The sequence below is a fragment of the Proteus sp. FME41 genome, assembly GCF_014897315.1.
Lineage (GTDB): Bacteria > Pseudomonadota > Gammaproteobacteria > Enterobacterales > Enterobacteriaceae > Proteus.
The window spans coordinates 266,719-283,733 of record NZ_JABUYL010000001.1; the positions used below are offsets into that span (position 1 = coordinate 266,719).

A 17,015-nucleotide genomic window follows, 5' to 3' on the forward strand; every position below is an offset into this window, starting at 1 on the left:
GGAGGAGATTTTAGCGTAATGCCGAGATCTCCTTAAGTTTTTATACCTACTCACTCCTTATCTGTTTGAGCAATGGGATGTTTTTGATACGACAATCTTTATCAAGCCCTTTCAGAAACCAACGATAACGTTGCTGAGCGTGATATTCAAAATCACCTCTTCCAGCAAGCATTACAGGATTATACCAACCAATCCGACTTTGGTACGGGCGGTAAATATACCCGTGCAATCCAAGCCATCACCGCATTTACGCAAGGTATAATGGGCAATAATATTGTTACCGCGATTGCTAATGGTTCAGCACCTTATCTTGCTAATGAAGTGAAAAACCAAATCCAAGGTAATAGTGTTGAAAGTGATATTCAGCGCACGATAGCGCACGGCTTACTGAATGCAGGCCTTGCATTGGCAAAAGGCGAGAATGCAGTAGTGCAAGCCTCTGGCGCAATGGCAGGGGAAACAGTGGGTATTTTATCGCACTCACTTTATGGCAAAACCCCCGAAGAACTCACCGAGACTGAAAAGCAGAATATAAGTGCATGGGCAACGTTAACTTCAGGGGTTGTCGGCGGTTTAATCAGCGATAATAGTGCAGGCGTTGCCAATGCAGCTCAAGCAGGGAAGGTGGTGGTTGAGAATAATGCGATAGGTGCTGCTAAGCCAATCATTAAAGGCCTAGAAAAGGGTTATGAATGGTGCATGAAAAATGCGACCTGTCGAAATGGTCTTATGCAATTAGGGGTAAATTTTGGTTTAACATCAGCGCAAATTCAAGAAGCCATGGATGCTGGAGCTGCTGCCAGAAATGGTGATATAAAAGCCATGAGGAACCTTTCACCGGAACAGGTTGCTTATATTGATGAACAAATAATTCATAACAAAGGGCTCGCAAGGTTAATATTTGGCTCTGAACCTTGGGGTGGTAGGCTTGGTATACCATCACATACTGGTGGTAATCAAATACCAGATCAAGATAGGATTGATACGGGTGGCAATCAGATACCAGACCAAGGGCAGACTGATACTGGAGGAGAGCAAATATCAGTCCAAATTTGGACAGATACTGGTGGTGACCAGATACCTAAGCCAAGAGATAACTTTACAGAAACACCAGTACCTGAAAAACCAACGTTAGATGATCTTGCTTATCTGGACAAAATTACGCAAGGTGAACATGCGGGGATCAGAAATAAAGAGGGTCGGCCAGTTGGTTCCGTCATTAATGATGTTCAGAAATCGAGACCTTCCGATATATTAATACAAGATGATGGTCGTTGGGTTGTAAAAGGTAATGATGGAAGAATACATCTAATTGAGCCTGATGGCGAAGTGGTCACGTCATTTAAAAATAGCGACAAAAATACGGCTCAACGTATTAGAGATGGTCGATGGAATAGACCTAGTAATGAAAAACTAGATGAATTTAAAGAAAAATTTTCTGATTATGTGAGGTGGTAAGATGGATACACTAAAAATTAATTACATACCAGAAGCAGATGTAACTTTATTTGATATTCGTTTATCTGAATCGGAAGTTGTAATTTATACAGATTGCTTAAATTACGTTTTAACTCATTTATCTGATGAGCAAATATATGAAAAAACGGAATGCTCAAATAAACAAGAGTTATCACATTACTTAGCAGATCTAAAAAATCTAATAAAATCAATGGAGAATAGAAGATACCTTCCAGATAGGTACAAAGATCTATAAAAATAATGGCATAGTGGCTATTTAAACAGTGACTATGCCGACAAGTTTTAATCTTTTACCTCAATCAGTTTACTCGTTCTCAGCCAGCTGGATGATCAGTTGTCCAGCTTGGCGAGTGAGGGTATGGAAGTACAAAATGGTTAACTCATCATTTTGATAATAAATTTAATCCTTGGTCTAGTGGGCTTAAAGATCGCCCATTAGTTGTAATGCCATCAATTACAGCTCCGCCGAGTGTATCAGTAGTACCAAGTATTGTTGGAAGTACAATTGGAGCTATTGGTTCCGAAGGTGCGAATAAAATAATTACAGAAGAGTTAAAATCAAAGGATGAGAAATGAAAATATTTATATACTTTTTACTTTGGTCTTTGAGTATGTGTGTAACTGTTTTTTTGACAATAATATTAATTAAACTTCTAGTTAAACTAATGTTATATTTTGAAAAAAACTCGTTTGTTTGGGAATTAAATGATTTTATTGATGCATTAAAAATAGGAGGAGTAATGGGATTGTTTTTAGGAGCCGTAATTTGTTTAGTTAACTATTTAGAATATAAAAGGCACTAATGTGATTTTACAGAATGGCTAATAAAATTAATTCTTAAATTACAGGGGGTATTGATAGATATAACTATTAAGCCCCACAGAGTACATCAATCCTTAACTCCTGAAATTAAAATTGAAGGATATTATGGAAAAACCAATATAACAGGGAAAGTGGACAGATTAGGTAATTTTATAGTAAAACCTGTAACTAATTGGATTGGTAAAATAATAACAAAAGATAATGATCCTGAGTTGAATGAAGTATTGATAAAATATTCAGAGCCAGCAGTTAAGGGAAAGTCTTATATTATGCAGGAAGTATCCGAAATTAGAATTTTTTCTTGAGTAGGTAATATTGGTGATAGCGGGGCTGCGGAAGTTAGTGCAAGTTATATGCAAGACATAATTAATGAAACTGGAGAATAACAATGAAAAGAATATTTCATATTGTTGTACTTATTATAGCATTAATGATTTTATTTACTTTATCATTATTGATTGTTGCAATAGTTACTTATATTAGCATAGATTTATTCTTTTATTTTTATGCAGAAAGACCTATTTCACTTAGTTTAATTGAATTTAAACGAGCGTTAAGAATTAGCATAGGCGGAGGTATACCCGCAGGGATTGGCTTTGGAATTCTCTATATAAAGGAAAATAAAATATAATGATTTTACACTATTTGGTAAAAGTTTTATTTTTAATATATCACCTTGAGTTTAGCTTTGGACGAAATTAATAATACTATGAATATAAAATTAATCGAATTTTTACATTCAGTTTATCCAGAATTACCTATTGATGTTAGCTATATGCGAGGTTATTCTGATGATGAAATAAAAAAAATCGAACGTTTATATGATATCGAAGTGAAAGATCAGTTATATGATTTTTTAACGAGTATAGGGCGTTGTAGTGGTGGTCTTTTTGGCGATGATCCTCTTCTTTTTTATAGAAATCAAAAAACAATAAGAGGAAGTATATTGATGCAATCAGGAATGAGAGAGGAACTCTCTGCTATTCAACAATATGATTTATTAGATAAAAAACCATTTTTTATTGCAGTGGAAAGTTATACTCAATATTTTTTTGTTTTAACAGCATCAGTTACACCTAATATCATTTATCAATATGATGAGAATGAAGAAATTATAGAAGCTACTGAATGGGATCTAAATAGTTATTTAAGGCATATAGTTAATGCTTATACTCGTCACTATGATCTGAATGTGCCTTTTGATCGACATGGTGAGCTTATCATTATTTAATTGCTAAAGATCCCAACTTACAATGGGATCTTCGTTAATGTTATCACTTCCTCTTAGCCGTTCGGATAATCACCCGTCTGGTTTGACGGGTGAGAGTGATGTTGCTACCCACCGTAAACCCTAACTCACTCAGCCAATTACCTCTGATAGTCAGTTTTGGACTTGCAATTATGGACTAATTCTCTGGTGCTAGTTTTTCAAATCTAAATTACGATCAATCTCTATCAAGCCCTTTCAGAAACCCACGATAACGTTACTGAACGTGATATTCAAAATCACCTCTTTCAGCAAGCATTACAGGATTATACCAACCAATCCGACTTTGGTACGGGCGGTAAATATACCCGTGCCATCCAAGCCATCACCGCATTTACGCAAGGTGTAATGGGCAACAATATTGTTACCGCGATTGCTAATGGTTCCGCGCCTTATCTTGCCAACGAAGTGAAAAACCAAATCCAAGGTAATAGTGTTGAAAGTGATATTCAGCGCACGATAGCGCATGGATTATTGAATGCCGGTCTTGCTCTAGCAAAAGGTGAGAATGCCTTAGTGCAAGCCTCTGGCGCAATGACAGGGGAAACAGTGGGTATTTTATCGCACTCACTTTATGGCAAAACTCCCGAAGAACTCACCGAGACTGAAAAGCAGAATATAAGTGCATGGGCAACGTTAACTTCAGGGGTTGTCGGCGGTTTAATCAGCGATAATAGTGCAGGCGTTGCCAATGCAGCTCAAGCTGGGAAAGTGGTGGTTGAGAATAATGTATTTGGTCCTAAAGATCTGCCTTCAGGAATGGCCGATTATGGGCAAGCCATGTCATCACTGGCTATTTCGATGGCACAAAATGATAATAGTATAGAGGACATCAATACTGCGTTAACAAGAGCGACGAAAGGAGTTCACCCTGAGGGGCAAGATCCGGCTTTGGGGATAATGATTGCATGGGGAAATATTACGGGTATACCGCTTGATGTGTTTTTAACACAACAAGAGATGACACTAGAAAAAGCAGCTGAAATAGTGGGAAGTACTCCACCGACTACAACAGCGAAAGCTCTTCAATTTATAGCAGCAAAAACCTATTTGGCATTTGTTAAAGGTGGGCAGTCAATTCCGAAGTGGGAAGGCGGTGAATATCTACATGATTTTAAACCATCATCTACGCCTTTAGAATTAATTCAGGAGCAAGGTGGCAATGGCTTCAAAACAGCCTATATACGAATGGATCATATTCTTAATGGAGAAGTAAAAGTATATAAAAATGGTTTTCAAAAAGCAGGTGGAGGCCATTATTTAAGAGATCCAAATGTAAGGGTTGATAAATGGACAGCTATACCAGATATAAATGGTGTCTCAAAAGGGTATATATCAGTAAGAAATGAAGTAACAGGAAAATGGATAAAAAAGCAAAGTGAAACAACATTTTTCCCTGAACATTGGTCTAAGCGACAAACCGCTCAGGAAATAGAGAGTGCATTTAAAAATTCATCACCAGATTCTCTTAGAAAGGAAGTATGGCAAGGGGTATCGTCCTCGGGAGTTAAAATTGAAGGGTATTATGGAAAACCCGATGGAACAGGTGCAACTGCTTGGCCAGTATATAATGGTAGGAAACAATGATATGTATAGCAGAAAAATATACTTAAGATGGAGCCAATTCCATCAACATTATGCTCCATCTGGTATGAACACTAATGAAGATATTAGAAGAATACCAAAACAAGGTTATGGAGTTTGTGAAATAGCTGCTTGGTTGTCCGATGATATCCAATATTCTATTAACTCAATTGATATTTGGATAAGAAATTTTTCTGATTTTATTGAAGGAAAATTAGCAGATGGTTGCTTCGGTATGGGGAACGCCCATTGGGTTTTAGCTGTACAAGATAAAGTTTTTATCGGTTGTGAGTATGTAATTGAACAGCAGGTTATACTCACAATTGAACAAATTCTTTATGTGCTGGAACAGTATCGTCAATTTTTAGAAGCAGATTATACTAATCCTCAAATTCAGCTAGAACCCATTGATGTTGAATATATTGCGGAAGGTGACGTGGCGGTAAAGTTATATGAATCACTAGAAGGTTCGTATGGAATGCCTTATTGATGAGTTTTAAAGAAAATCCCAACGGTGGAAAGTATTTCAAAGTGTTGGGATTTCTTTTTTAATCGTCAACTTACAGGTATTGTAAATAATTCGGTGTATTTACCTTACACACTTTCTGATGCCCAGATTTAGTTGACCACTTCACAACGGTCCAGTTTTGTAAGAGAGGGTGTAGTGTGTTCTAACCTATAACCCTAACCTATTCATACTCTTATCACTGATAGTCAGTTATGGACTAAGTTGGATTTATCTTCATTTGTAATAAATGCATTAACCGTATTATCTGGCAATAACCTTTCTGGCGCACTGCAAGCGGAGCCTTCCATTACCTTGGTTACCGCAATCAAAAACTGCACCACCAATACCACCACGGGGGAAGTCGATATTTTCACTAATACCTTAGTCCTTATCTTTTAAGTGCAGTTACAGCAGAAGCTAAAATAATCAGTTAGATACAGGTACATTAGGCTTTAGTGATATCCATAACTATGCAGAATATAAAGTTGAGCATCAATCTGGTGGTGTAAGTACTTCAGGTGGCGTTGAAGGGAATATGCTGGCGAATATGGGGCATGCATTAGCGATGGCAGGCAACCATAGTGACAGCGCTGAAAACACCACTCAATCTGCGGTATCACAAGGGACATGGACAGTGCGTGATAGCGACAATCAACAGCAAGATATCGCGCAATTAAGCCAAGATACGGATAATGCTCACAGCACGTTAAATAAGATTTTCGATAAAGAAAAAGAGCAAAATCGTCAACAAAAACAACAATTAGTGGGCGAAATTGGGGCGCAAGTTATCGACTTAGCCACCACGGTTGATACTATTCGTGGTACGAACCAAGCGAAAGCTGATTCAAAACTCAATAATCTTTCTGATACGGCCTACGACAATCTCTATCAAGCCCTTTCAGAAACCAACGATAACGTTACTGAGCGTGATATTCAGAATCACCTCTTTCAACAAGCCTTACAGGATTATACCAACCAATCCGACTTTGGTACGGGCGGTAAATACACCCGTGCAATTCAAGCTATTACCGCATTTACGCAAGGTGTAATGGGCAATAATATTGTTACCGCGATTGCTAATGGTTCCGCGCCTTATCTTGCTAACGAAGTAAAAAACCAAATTCAAGGTAACAGTGTTGAAAGTGATATTCAGCGCACGATAGCGCACGGCTTACTGAATGCAGGCCTTGCACTGGCAAAAGGTGAGAATGCAGTAGTGCAAGCTTCTGGCGCAATGACAGGGGAAACAGTGGGTATTTTATCGCACTCATTTTATGGCAAAACCCCCGAAAAACTCACCGAAACTGAAAAGCAGAATATAAGTGGATGGGCAACGTTAGCTTCCGGTATTGTCGGCGGTTTAATCAGCGATAATAGTGCAGGCGTTGCCAATGCTGCTCAAGCAGGGAAGGTGGTGGTTGAGAATAACTTTTTGAGTACGAATCAATTAGAAAATTTTGCCCATCAGGCAAGAAATTGTGTTGGTGATGAATGTCAGAAAATTATTCGTGATATGGTAGATACCAATGTCAAGCAACAGGAAGAAATAAAGCAGATTTGTTCAACCTCGCCAGAGCAGTGTCGGCAAAAGTATGGCTATTTAGTTGAGCAATGGAATGCTTTCGATACAGCAATAAAACATCTTGCAGCAGACAAATCGTTACCTGATGAATTTCGTGATTATCTGCCTGCAGTGTATATGTTGAGTATGGATGCGACAGGGATCACAGTCGAACATCAGTGGGCTAAACGATTTGAGGCAATGGGGCTTGAACCAGAAGCAGCCGGTTTGATAGCGATGGCACTTCCCGGAATGATTAATGGTGGAAGTGGTAAAGGTAATCGTGGAACAACAGATAAACGAATCAATAACACCAAGTTAGAATCAGAAAAAAATGCGCTAAATAGAATTGGTGAGAATTCAAACAATACTAAAAATCTTGGTCAGAAAGAAGTTAACTCAGTTTATAATAAACAGCTGATTATAAATGCAGAAAAAATATCAACTGCGAAGCCTGGTCTGCAAACTGCTATTCCCCGAGATCTGAATGAGCAAACATTTTGGAAATCAGTTCAATCTAAGCCACTACAAGGTAAAGAGTTACCTGGGCTTAATAATGATCCTCGTTTTCCTACATCAGCTGGATTCCAAAAAATGGAAGCGAAACATAGACTCCCAGATGGTCAAACTATAACAATGCATTACCAGTATAACTCAACGACTGGTAAAGCTTACGATATGAAAATTACTACACCTCAGAGGGTTCAACAAGATCCGAAACAAGTTGTAGATACAATAAAGGATAATATTAAATGAGAATACAAGAATCGAGCGGTGAACTGATTGATGTGTTTGCTATTTATTGGATAAACAATAAATCATTATGTCTTGGTTTGCCTAAAGGTTATGGTGGATTGTCTGTTTATGATTTATCAGAGGTTGATCTAATAGAATCGAAACTTATTGGTACATTAATTTACTTCCAAAATGATGGTGCTGGTTCTGGCGTATATCATTGGGCTTTAATCGAAGAATCATTATTAGATGACTTGCTTGAATTAGATGAAACCGCCTATAAAAGATTTTTAGAGATATTAAAATCAGAAGGTCAGTTAGACGATAATTTTTATTGATAATAGATCCCTGCATTCACAGGGATCTCCCTTAACCCCTTACTTCTTTGCCAATCGGATAATCAACTTCCCAGCTTGGCGGGTGAGGGGGTAGTGGCTACCTACCTCAAACCCTAGCTCACTCAACCACTTACCACTGAAAGCCAGTTTCGGGTTGGGGCGGGTACCTCGGTTAGGGGTATAACCCACTGTATAGTGTCTGGTTTTAACCTCCTATACTTTAGCTGTCTGTGTTTTTACACTAAAATCGCGCTTAGCAATAGGGACTACCTTCGTTAGTTGCGCAAGTTATCGACTTAGCCACCACGGTTGATACTATTCGTGGTACGAACCAAGCGAAAGCCGATTCAAAACTCGATAATCTTTGTGATACGGCTTACGACAATCTCTATCAAGCTCTTTCAGAAACTAACGATAACGTTACTGAGCGTGATATTCAAAATCACCTCTTCCAGCAAGCATTACAGGATTATACCAACCAATCTGACTTTGGTACTGGGGGTAAATACACCCGTGCAATCCAAGCCATCACCGCATTTACGCAAGGTGTAATGGGCAACAATATTGTTACCGCGATTGCTAATGGTTCCGCGCCTTATCTTGCTAATGAAGTGAAAAACCAAATTCAAGGTAACAGTGTTGAAAGTGATATTCAGCGCACGATAGCGCACGGCTTACTGAATGCAGGCCTTGCACTGGCAAAAGGTGAGAATGCAGTAGTACAGGCCTCTGGCGCAATGACAGGGGAAACAGTGGGTATTTTATCGCACTCACTTTATGGCAAAACTCCCGAAGAACTCACTGAGACTGAAAAGCAGAATATAAGTGCATGGGCAACGTTAACTTCAGGGATTATCGGCGGTTTAATCAGCGATAATAGCGCAGGCGTTGCCAATGCAGCTCGTTCGACTCAATTAGAACAATCTATGAGGCGTTTAGGTATTTCAACAGATGAAAAAGGTGCTAAATTTTTAATGGTTCACCTCTCAAATGTACCTAAGACACAAGGAAACATTATAAAAGTATATAGTGATAATTATGGTAAATATGAAGTTAGGGAATCATTATTATTTGGTCCGTCAGGTAAAGTAACAAAATTAGAAACATCATTTGAAATCATGCCTGATGGAACTCGACGGTTTGTAACAACAATACCAAAAGAAGGAAGAAAATAATGTTTATTGAATCTCATCCTGATGATTTAGCTCTACTTTCGTTTTTTGAAAGTGAACCGACATTAGTTGATCATTTGGATCGGCATTTTGCATATGAATTTACAGATAATAATGGAGTTCACCTAGTATTTTCTTTTAGTATATTAGAAGGATGGATACAAACAGTATTAGAATTTAATGGGAATGAAATCGCAAGGCACCTCAGTGAAAGTGTAAATAAATTTATGATAAAAGAAGATATGGCTGGTGAATATTTATATTCTGAAATAGTCTTAGAAGATATAAGAACAAAAGTTGAGATAAGAGTAAAACCGTTTATATCCATAAAATGGGGAACGTTGATTAGATAAGAGCATCGAGCAGCAATAGAAAAGATGCTAAATCATGTGTACTTATATGACCTATTCACTGGTAATTTAGATGATATATCGGATTCGGTTTTTTTGCAGTTATACAAAGTAATGCAGTGTTCTTGGGAAATGTCGCTCAAAAAAGTATTTCCAACAAAAGAATTTGTAATTGAACTTTATAACTCAGAATCAGATTACGGGCCATCTTTGACGTTCTATCAAAAAAATAAATTGTAGGTTCTATTTATCTCCCCTCAGTTAGCCGGATAATCCACTGTCCGGCTTGGCGAGTGAGGGAGTAACTTTTAGTTTCAACTCATAAATCATCAAGCACTGGTGGTTAGTTATCGACTTAGCAACTACGGTTGATACTCTTCGTGGCACGAACCAAGCGAAAGCCGATTCAGAATCACCTCTTTCAACAAGCCTTACAGGATTATACCAACCGATCCGACTTTGGCACGGGGGGTAAATACACCCGTGCAATCCAAGCTATCACCACATTTACGCAAGGTGTGATGGGCAATATTGAAGGTTAATGCACTGGAGTTGGTAAATTAACTTAAGAATCATCTTAATTTAATGTGATCTTATATATCAAATGACCATTTATAAGAAAAAATAACTCTTTTTAAGGGTAGTTTACGTAATTTGAAATTATACAAATAGTCTTATAAAGATAATATTTGGGTTTTTATATTGATATGTAAATATAAATTAGAGTGTTAAGTTAGTAATATAATTAATTTGTTTTTAACTTGCAGATGATAATTGTATCAGGCTGTATTTATTGATGTTTTTTTAAATTACACTTTTATAGAAATAAACTATCGCTTAATAATATTATATTGGAATAACCAATTTTCTTTAATTAATAAGAGTTTATATGCTATCGCATGGCTATATTTAATTATAAACACAGAGGTATTTCATGAATAAAACGTTTCTAAATACATCATTAATAGTTGTATTAAGTTTAACGACATGCACCGTCTTTTCTGCTGACAATACGGGTACTGTAAATTTCAATGGCGAATTGACCGACACAAGTTGTAAGGTTGATATAGAAGGTCAAGGTCCTAATGCTCTCATTATATTGCCAACAGTGAGTACAAATACCTTATCTCAAGCAGGACAAGTAACGGGTCGTACCTCTTTTAATATGAACCTTTATGATTGTAATTTTGAGGAGAATGCTGTCGTCACTCGAGCGGCTGTCAATGCATTTGTTCATGGAAAAGTTTCTGCTTTCTTTGAGACAGGCGCTACTGTTGACCAAGCAGTTGGTCGCTTAAAAAATATGGATACATCACCAACTGGTGCAACGTTTGTTCAATTGCAGTTATTGGATGGTAGTAATGGTTTTACTCCTATAAAAGTAGGTAATACTAAACAAGTCACTGATACTACTTATGTGAATATAAAAGATAAGAAAGCAACACTACCTTATGCTGTCGAATACTATGCAATCGGTGAAACTACCGCAGGTAAAGTAAGTAGTAGTGTTGTTTATACTCTGCAATATAAATAGTTATTATATTAATATAGAGGAGTCAAACTCCTCTATATTCACGATTCACGTATAAAATTAACAATCAATAGAAAGTATTTCTTCTTTTTGCCTGCGTTCCTCTTCCGCTTTCTGCGCTTCTTCCATCTGCACATGCTCACTTTATAGATTGATTGTTCTGGCATCTGTACACGCACGGAAATAAAACGATCGTCAGGAATATCAATCGGAACCTCAGCGCTGTAACCGTCAATTTTATTATTGGCAAATTTAGGCGCACTAGAGTGAGTTCGGTGATATGTCTTAACTCGAATAGGACCATCTTTACTTAATTGACTATTTTAAAACCAATACAAAACGACTTAAAATAAATTTAAGTTGATTATCAAAAGCGCGATCCATTTTATAAGAATCAGATTTACACTCTTTTTTTGCTGAAAAATAATTAATAGAGTAATAGCGTAGTTTTTCTGCTAATACTTTTCTTTCATCATCAGTTGTATTAACACCTTGATATTTGATTAAATCATTATTAAATATTTTAATAAAATCATTCAGTTGTTGGCAATCTGTCGTTAATTGAATCGCAGGATAAAAAAGATAGGCATCTTTTACTGTTCTGTTTGTTTGTTGGTAATCTGTAGCTGGTGTTATCGTAATACCGTCATTAGCCTTGATATATTTAATATAATCATCTTCACGGAAAAGTTTACCAGTAATAAGTAATGCTGATTTTGCACGATAACCATCTAAATAATCTTCATTAACGTCAACAACCCATTCATAGGTATCACCTATTTTTTCGACAATAAGGTTATCAAATTTAAGAAAATATCCGGAATATAAAACACCTTGTATGGTGTCTGTGTTTTTATATGAAAATAGCATCTCTTTAGCTGTTTTTTCATAATCTAAACCGTCATTTTCAACTTTATAGAAAACGTAGTTAATGTAATAAGGTGACATTGTAGGATTGATCATCCCACCTCGACTATTTTCATAAAGGTAAAAATGAGCAGTTTCATTTTGGTAGGTGACCGCGTGTGTTCCTTTTATTAATTCAATTTTTTCGTATGTTCGAGGAGATAAGGTATAAGTATTATTATCGACTTGAACTGTAATGGCTTCATCAGTAGGGTTATCGATAGTAAAGGCTATTTTCTTTGCAAATAAGTCACACCCACTGAGAACCAATATAATGCTTAAAAAGGCTATTTTTTTTAACATAAGTCATCCTTGTTAATTTTAAAATATAAATCTAATTTTCTAGTGTAAATACATGTTTTTTTGAGTTTATTAAATAATAAAGTGGTTTATATTAGCATATCTCAAAATAGATGACTTTATTGAGACTATAAAAATAAAATTTTGTTTTAAAGTGTCAAAAAATAAATATTTATGGATAAATATATTTTTTTTGGATAGGGATGATGTAAAAAAAGAATATTATTATTTTATGATGTAGTGTGAAAATATTGAACATTTTTGTTTTATCATATTAAGAATGTTGGTATGAGAAAATAGTGTAAAAACCTAACTCAATTTATCCGTTAGGTTTTTATTTATATTAATGTATTATGCTTAGCATAATTTAGAATGAATAGAGAGAATCTTTAGACTCTTTTAATTTTTGTGCTAATTCAGAGGCTTCATATCGTTCTGTTACTATTTCTATATAAGATGCACTTTCTGTCGATTCAGCAACTTCAAGTGCTTTATTTAACTCATTAATTGTTGTGACTTTTTCACAATGCCAATCTTTTGCACCAAAGGCTTTAGGTAATAAGTGATAATTCCATTGTGCCAGATCGTTATAATAGGCTTCTGGATAATCACATAATAATCGTTCGATTAAATAACCATCATTATTTAAAACAAGAATGATTGGTTTTAATCCAAACCGAACGAATTGGCTAATTTCTTGTACTGTGAGTTGATGTGAACCTTCACCCGTAATTAAGATAATCCGTTTTTCAGGTGCTGCAAGGGCGGCACCAAAGGATGCAGGTGTTGCCCAACCAATAGAACCCCATAATGTTTGATTATGAAATTGTGCAGCTGCTGGTAATAAGGCGAAACCTAATCCCATTGAGAAAGTGCCTGTTTCAGCGATAATAATATCGTTAGGCTTAAAGAATTTTTCTAATCGAGGATAGAGATATTGAGCTGTAATTTCACCATTATTAGAGAAAATAGCGTCACCTAATCCCTTGGCTTTTATCTGATGATAAGTTTTATTTGGTAGTCGTTTTGTTAGCTCTGAGAGAATATCCTCCATGTAAATAGAAGAGTAGATAACAGAATCAATGACAACATATTCTGGCATGATACTGATAAATTGTTCTGGTTTAATATCAGCAGTAAAGCTGCCTGTATTAAAATCAGTCATTATTGCACCAATTCCTACTACATATTCGCTATTTTCGACAAATTCTCTGACATCAGGTGTCATTAATTTACCATCATACATACCAATATATTGATGATTAGACTCACTTAATATACTTTTATCCATAAACATAGTGGCATAAGGTAAGCCTGTTTTATTAATAAACAGTTGAACATTATCTGATAAGCCTAAACGTGAGGATAAAATACCAGGCAATACACAAATACTATTGCTGTGTATAAGCTTTTCAATAATGGTTGATACGACTTTTTCTAGTGCCTTTTTGTCGCTTGTTGGCTTTTTAGGTATTGTAACTGATGTATTCTCTATCACTGGCATCATGGCATAATCAGACGGTAAACCAATATAAACAGGGCGACGTTCTTTTAATGCTGTGGTAATTAAACGCTCTATTTCAGCGATACAATTTTCAGGTGTTAATATTGCATGAGCACAAGCAAGACGTTGGCCTAATTGATAAAAAATATCAAAGTCGCCATTACCTAATGTATGGTGAACGAGACGCTTACTTTTTTGTACACCACTTGTTGGCATACCGACTAAATGAAAGATCGGTAGATTTTCTGCATAAGAACCCGCTATAGCATTAATTGCGCTTAATTCACCGACACCAAATGTTGTTGATAGCGCGGCCATACCTTTAATTCGAGCATAGCCATCAGCCGCATAAGCTGCATTTAATTCGTTACAGTTACCAATCCAACGCATATGGCTACTATTACAAATAGTGTCTTCAATAGGAAAAGCATAATCGCCCGCAACACCGAAAATATCACTGATTCCTAAATCATATAAACGGTTTAAAATATATTCAACGACAGTCTTCTTCACGTTATCTCCAAATATTTAAAATAATAATCAATTAAATAATAGTTATACTTTTAGATTGTGCTTAATGTTTTATTATGAAAATAATATAAGAGGGGATAGTTTATTATTGATAATGTAATTAAATAGAATTAATTTATCGATTTTTGATATTTTATTATTCTGTTAATATTCATAACTGTTTGATTGGTTTTGTTTTATTCTTTTTTAATGATTTCTCATTAATGATTTTATTTATAATTACCGTGGGGTTTATAATGCGAGAAGTATTGTTTCTGTATGTAATAATTATTTGGATTTAATTATTGTGATGGTGAAGTTTTGGGAGTGTGATTTAATCATGTTTACAAGAAAAATAGTGATAAAAATCGAAATCTCCAAGTGTGGAGTTAGTTAGGAAGTGAAAAATTGATGCTAAAAGAATAAATTAAAGTTTATCTGCACTCTAATTTGATACGTAATACTAAAATTATCTTTAAATAATGAAAGTGATTAAAGATAAGAAAATATTATTTTTTTAGCAAATGTGGATAGCAGTACAAAAATACTTGTATAAATGATAAGTTGATGTTTTGCACGTAGTCTTATAAGAAATAATAAAAACGAGCAAAGTAAAAATAAATCAGACAAGACAGGAATAGGATAGGGAATATGAATGAGAGTAATAGCTCTGTAAATCAACACTTTATTCGTAAGCTTGAAAGTATTGTTGGTAAAAAGCAGGTATTAACACAAGCACATAAAACGGAACGCTATCGTAAAGGGTTTCGTTCAGGACAAGGTAAGGCATTAGCGGTTGTATTTCCTGCTAATCTATTAGAGCAGTGGCGTGTTTTTAAAATCTGTGTTGAAGCTGATAAAATTATTATTATGCAAGCGGCGAATACGGGATTAACAGAAGGTTCGACACCTAATGGCGATGATTATGATAGAGATATCGTGATTATTAGTACATTACGTCAAGATAAAATACAGGTTCTCTCAGAGCATAATCAAGTTATTGCCTTTCCTGGTAGTACGCTGTGGCATTTAGAAAAAGTATTAAAGCCATTAGGACGTGAACCTCATTCTGTTATTGGTTCGTCTTGTATTGGCGCTTCTGTTATTGGTGGGATCTGCAATAACTCCGGCGGAGCTTTAGTGCGTCGAGGACCTGCTTATACAGAATTATCGCTGTATGCTCGTGTTAATGAAAATGGTGAGGCCGAATTAGTTAATCACTTAGGAATTGATTTAGGTGAAACACCTGAAGAGATTTTAACGAATTTAGATAATCGTCATTATCACGAGAAACAAATACAAGCGACAGAAAAATTGGCGTCTGATCATGAATACCATGAACGTATACGTGATGTTGATGCCAATACACCTTCTCGTTTTAATAATGATGAACGTCGTTTGTATGAAGCGGCGGGTAGTGCAGGTAAGTTATCTGTATTTGCAGTACGATTAGATACATTTCCTGCAGATCATCACACCCAAGTTTTCTATATTGGGACTAATAATCCAGATGAACTTGAAGATATTCGCCGTCATATTTTAAGTCATTTTAAAACACTTCCTGTCGCAGGGGAATATATGCACAGAAGCTATTATAAAATGGCTGAGGAGTATGGGAAAGATACGTTTTTAGTAATAGATAAATTAGGCACAGATAAAATGCCAACTCTATTTGCTGTAAAAGGGCGAGTTGATGCGGTATTAAATAAAGTGCCTTTTTTACCTAAAAATATGGCCGATAGAATCATGCAGTTTATGAGCAAATTATGGCCAGCTCATTTACCTGAGCGTATGACAGATTTCCGTGATAAATATGAACATCATTTAATGTTAAGAATGGCTGATGAGGGTATTGAAGAGGCATCTACCTATTTAAAAGAATACTTTAAACAAGCTTCAGGTGATTATTTTGAATGTACAGAAGAGGAAGGTAATAAAGCATTCTTACATCGCTTTGCTGCCGCTGGTGCTGCTGTTCGTTATCATGCTGTTCATGTGAATGACGTTGAAGATGTATTGCCATTAGATATTGCATTGCGTCGTAATGACAAAGATTGGTTTGAAAAATTACCACCAGAAATAGAGAGTAAATTACTTTATAAACTCTATTGTGGTCATTTTATGTGCCACGTTATGCATCAAGATTACATTATTAAAAAAGGTGTTGATGCGAAGGCGCTAAAAGCAGAAATGCTGGCGTTATTAGATCAACGTGGAGCAGAATATCCCGCAGAGCATAACGTGGGTCATATGTATTATGCTAAGCCTCAATTAAAAGCATTTTATAAACATAACGATCCAACCAATAGCATGAACCCAGGTATTGGTAAAACCTCAAAATTAAAATATTGGGGAGATGAGTGTGGTTGTGGACATGCTCATAATGATGCTAATACAGAGAATAAAGAATAATAGTTTTATACTGAGCTTATTTAAGCAACAAGAAAG

General features: G+C 35.9%; 18 protein-coding genes and 1 pseudogene. 13 read left to right on the forward strand and 6 right to left on the reverse strand.

From position 1 onward, the window contains the following. Positions 1–46: 46 nt before the first annotated feature. Complete coding sequence (locus tag INT04_RS01210; protein WP_193014340.1) at positions 47–229, reverse strand: hypothetical protein; 183 nt, start codon at positions 227–229, stop codon at positions 47–49. 32 nt (positions 230–261) lie between these two features. Between INT04_RS01210 and INT04_RS01215 the strand changes: the two genes are divergently transcribed. The 5 genes from INT04_RS01215 to INT04_RS01235 all read left to right on the forward strand — a co-directional run bounded on the left by INT04_RS01215 (position 262) and on the right by INT04_RS01235 (position 3,532). After that, positions 262–1,458, forward strand: a complete 1,197-nt coding sequence (locus INT04_RS01215) for a VENN motif pre-toxin domain-containing protein (protein WP_193014341.1) — start codon at positions 262–264, stop codon at positions 1,456–1,458. A 1-nt stretch (position 1,459) separates the two neighbouring features. Then, complete coding sequence (locus INT04_RS01220; RefSeq protein WP_166541448.1) at positions 1,460–1,714, forward strand: hypothetical protein; 255 nt, start codon at positions 1,460–1,462, stop codon at positions 1,712–1,714. A gap of 619 nt (positions 1,715–2,333) precedes the next feature. After that, positions 2,334–2,606: a hypothetical protein gene (locus INT04_RS01225; protein ID WP_193014342.1), complete on the forward strand. Its 273-nt coding sequence runs from the start codon at positions 2,334–2,336 to the stop codon at positions 2,604–2,606. Between the two features lie 83 nt (positions 2,607–2,689). Beyond that, complete coding sequence (locus INT04_RS01230; protein ID WP_193014343.1) at positions 2,690–2,932, forward strand: hypothetical protein; 243 nt, start codon at positions 2,690–2,692, stop codon at positions 2,930–2,932. A gap of 57 nt (positions 2,933–2,989) precedes the next feature. Continuing rightward, positions 2,990–3,532 carry a hypothetical protein gene (locus INT04_RS01235; protein WP_226893906.1) on the forward strand — a complete coding sequence of 181 codons (543 nt, stop codon included), beginning with the start codon at positions 2,990–2,992 and terminating at the stop codon, positions 3,530–3,532. Between the two features lie 43 nt (positions 3,533–3,575). On the opposite strand, the gene INT04_RS01240 is transcribed toward INT04_RS01235, so the two are convergent. Continuing rightward, on the reverse strand, positions 3,576–3,704 hold the full coding sequence (locus tag INT04_RS01240; RefSeq protein WP_193014594.1) for a SymE family type I addiction module toxin: 129 nt from the start codon (positions 3,702–3,704) through the stop codon (positions 3,576–3,578). A 212-nt stretch (positions 3,705–3,916) separates the two neighbouring features. Between INT04_RS01240 and INT04_RS01245 the strand changes: the two genes are divergently transcribed. Both INT04_RS01245 and INT04_RS01250 read left to right on the forward strand, forming a co-directional pair. Then, positions 3,917–5,155 carry an EndoU domain-containing protein gene (locus INT04_RS01245; RefSeq protein ID WP_193014344.1) on the forward strand — a complete coding sequence of 413 codons (1,239 nt, stop codon included), beginning with the start codon at positions 3,917–3,919 and terminating at the stop codon, positions 5,153–5,155. Next, positions 5,106–5,642 carry a hypothetical protein gene (locus INT04_RS01250; protein ID WP_226893907.1) on the forward strand — a complete coding sequence of 179 codons (537 nt, stop codon included), beginning with the start codon at positions 5,106–5,108 and terminating at the stop codon, positions 5,640–5,642. The genes INT04_RS01245 and INT04_RS01250 overlap by 50 nt, the downstream gene beginning before the upstream one ends. A gap of 224 nt (positions 5,643–5,866) precedes the next feature. Here the strand turns inward: INT04_RS01250 and INT04_RS01255 are convergent, their stop codons facing one another. Beyond that, a complete protein-coding gene (locus INT04_RS01255; protein WP_193014345.1) occupies positions 5,867–6,034 on the reverse strand; it encodes a hypothetical protein in 168 nt (55 codons plus the stop codon). Between the two features lie 161 nt (positions 6,035–6,195). Here INT04_RS01255 and INT04_RS01260 point away from each other — a divergent pair, with 161 nt between their 5' ends. Both INT04_RS01260 and INT04_RS01265 read left to right on the forward strand, forming a co-directional pair. Beyond that, the gene (locus INT04_RS01260) at positions 6,196–7,977 is read left to right on the forward strand and encodes a VENN motif pre-toxin domain-containing protein (RefSeq protein WP_193014346.1); all 1,782 of its coding nucleotides are present in this window, start codon (positions 6,196–6,198) and stop codon (positions 7,975–7,977) included. Further along, entirely contained in the window at positions 7,974–8,294 is a 321-nt protein-coding gene (locus INT04_RS01265) for a hypothetical protein (RefSeq protein WP_193014347.1), read from the forward strand. Before INT04_RS01260 ends, INT04_RS01265 begins: the two co-directional genes overlap by 4 nt. A gap of 39 nt (positions 8,295–8,333) precedes the next feature. Here the strand turns inward: INT04_RS01265 and INT04_RS01270 are convergent. Next, positions 8,334–8,486, reverse strand: a pseudogene (locus tag INT04_RS01270) (SymE family type I addiction module toxin); the annotation flags it as partial. A 359-nt stretch (positions 8,487–8,845) separates the two neighbouring features. Here INT04_RS01270 and INT04_RS01275 point away from each other — a divergent pair. From INT04_RS01275 to INT04_RS01285, 3 genes are all read left to right on the forward strand, one after another. Then, positions 8,846–9,469, forward strand: coding sequence for a VENN motif pre-toxin domain-containing protein (locus tag INT04_RS01275; RefSeq protein ID WP_193014349.1), 624 nt, complete (start codon positions 8,846–8,848; stop codon positions 9,467–9,469). Beyond that, a complete protein-coding gene (locus INT04_RS01280; protein WP_166539417.1) occupies positions 9,469–9,819 on the forward strand; it encodes a hypothetical protein in 351 nt (116 codons plus the stop codon). The genes INT04_RS01275 and INT04_RS01280 overlap by 1 nt, the downstream gene beginning before the upstream one ends. A 1,036-nt stretch (positions 9,820–10,855) precedes the next feature. Further along, entirely contained in the window at positions 10,856–11,350 is a 495-nt protein-coding gene (locus INT04_RS01285; protein WP_226893908.1) for a fimbrial protein, read from the forward strand. A 315-nt stretch (positions 11,351–11,665) separates the two neighbouring features. Here the strand turns inward: INT04_RS01285 and INT04_RS01290 are convergent, their stop codons facing one another. Together INT04_RS01290 and INT04_RS01295 are read right to left on the reverse strand one after the other, a co-directional pair. After that, positions 11,666–12,556 (reverse strand): hypothetical protein, encoded by an 891-nt coding sequence (locus INT04_RS01290; protein ID WP_193014351.1) that lies wholly within the window; start codon positions 12,554–12,556, stop codon positions 11,666–11,668. Positions 12,557–12,920: 364 nt separating this feature from the next. Continuing rightward, positions 12,921–14,570: an alpha-keto acid decarboxylase family protein gene (locus tag INT04_RS01295; RefSeq protein ID WP_193014352.1), complete on the reverse strand. Its 1,650-nt coding sequence runs from the start codon at positions 14,568–14,570 to the stop codon at positions 12,921–12,923. A 648-nt stretch (positions 14,571–15,218) separates the two neighbouring features. Between INT04_RS01295 and dld the strand changes: the two genes are divergently transcribed. Continuing rightward, complete coding sequence (gene dld / locus INT04_RS01300) at positions 15,219–16,979, forward strand: D-lactate dehydrogenase (protein WP_193014353.1); 1,761 nt, start codon at positions 15,219–15,221, stop codon at positions 16,977–16,979. The last annotated feature ends 36 nt before the right edge of the window (positions 16,980–17,015 follow it).

What these genes read in the sequence shown, in the direction of transcription:
- INT04_RS01250 (WP_226893907.1), top strand. Translation starts at nt 5,106, where the DNA reads ATGGAACAGGTGCAACTGCTTGGCCAGTATATAATGGTAGGAAACAAT.
- INT04_RS01215 (WP_193014341.1), top strand. Translation starts at nt 262, where the DNA reads ATGGGCAATAATATTGTTACCGCGATTGCTAATGGTTCAGCACCTTAT.
- INT04_RS01230 (WP_193014343.1), top strand. Translation starts at nt 2,690, where the DNA reads ATGAAAAGAATATTTCATATTGTTGTACTTATTATAGCATTAATGATT.
- INT04_RS01290 (WP_193014351.1), bottom strand. Translation starts at nt 12,556, where the DNA reads ATGTTAAAAAAAATAGCCTTTTTAAGCATTATATTGGTTCTCAGTGGG.
- INT04_RS01245 (WP_193014344.1), top strand. Translation starts at nt 3,917, where the DNA reads ATGGGCAACAATATTGTTACCGCGATTGCTAATGGTTCCGCGCCTTAT.
- INT04_RS01280 (WP_166539417.1), top strand. Translation starts at nt 9,469, where the DNA reads ATGTTTATTGAATCTCATCCTGATGATTTAGCTCTACTTTCGTTTTTT.
- INT04_RS01260 (WP_193014346.1), top strand. Translation starts at nt 6,196, where the DNA reads ATGCTGGCGAATATGGGGCATGCATTAGCGATGGCAGGCAACCATAGT.
- INT04_RS01265 (WP_193014347.1), top strand. Translation starts at nt 7,974, where the DNA reads ATGAGAATACAAGAATCGAGCGGTGAACTGATTGATGTGTTTGCTATT.
- dld (WP_193014353.1), top strand. Translation starts at nt 15,219, where the DNA reads ATGAATGAGAGTAATAGCTCTGTAAATCAACACTTTATTCGTAAGCTT.
- INT04_RS01275 (WP_193014349.1), top strand. Translation starts at nt 8,846, where the DNA reads ATGGGCAACAATATTGTTACCGCGATTGCTAATGGTTCCGCGCCTTAT.
- INT04_RS01220 (WP_166541448.1), top strand. Translation starts at nt 1,460, where the DNA reads ATGGATACACTAAAAATTAATTACATACCAGAAGCAGATGTAACTTTA.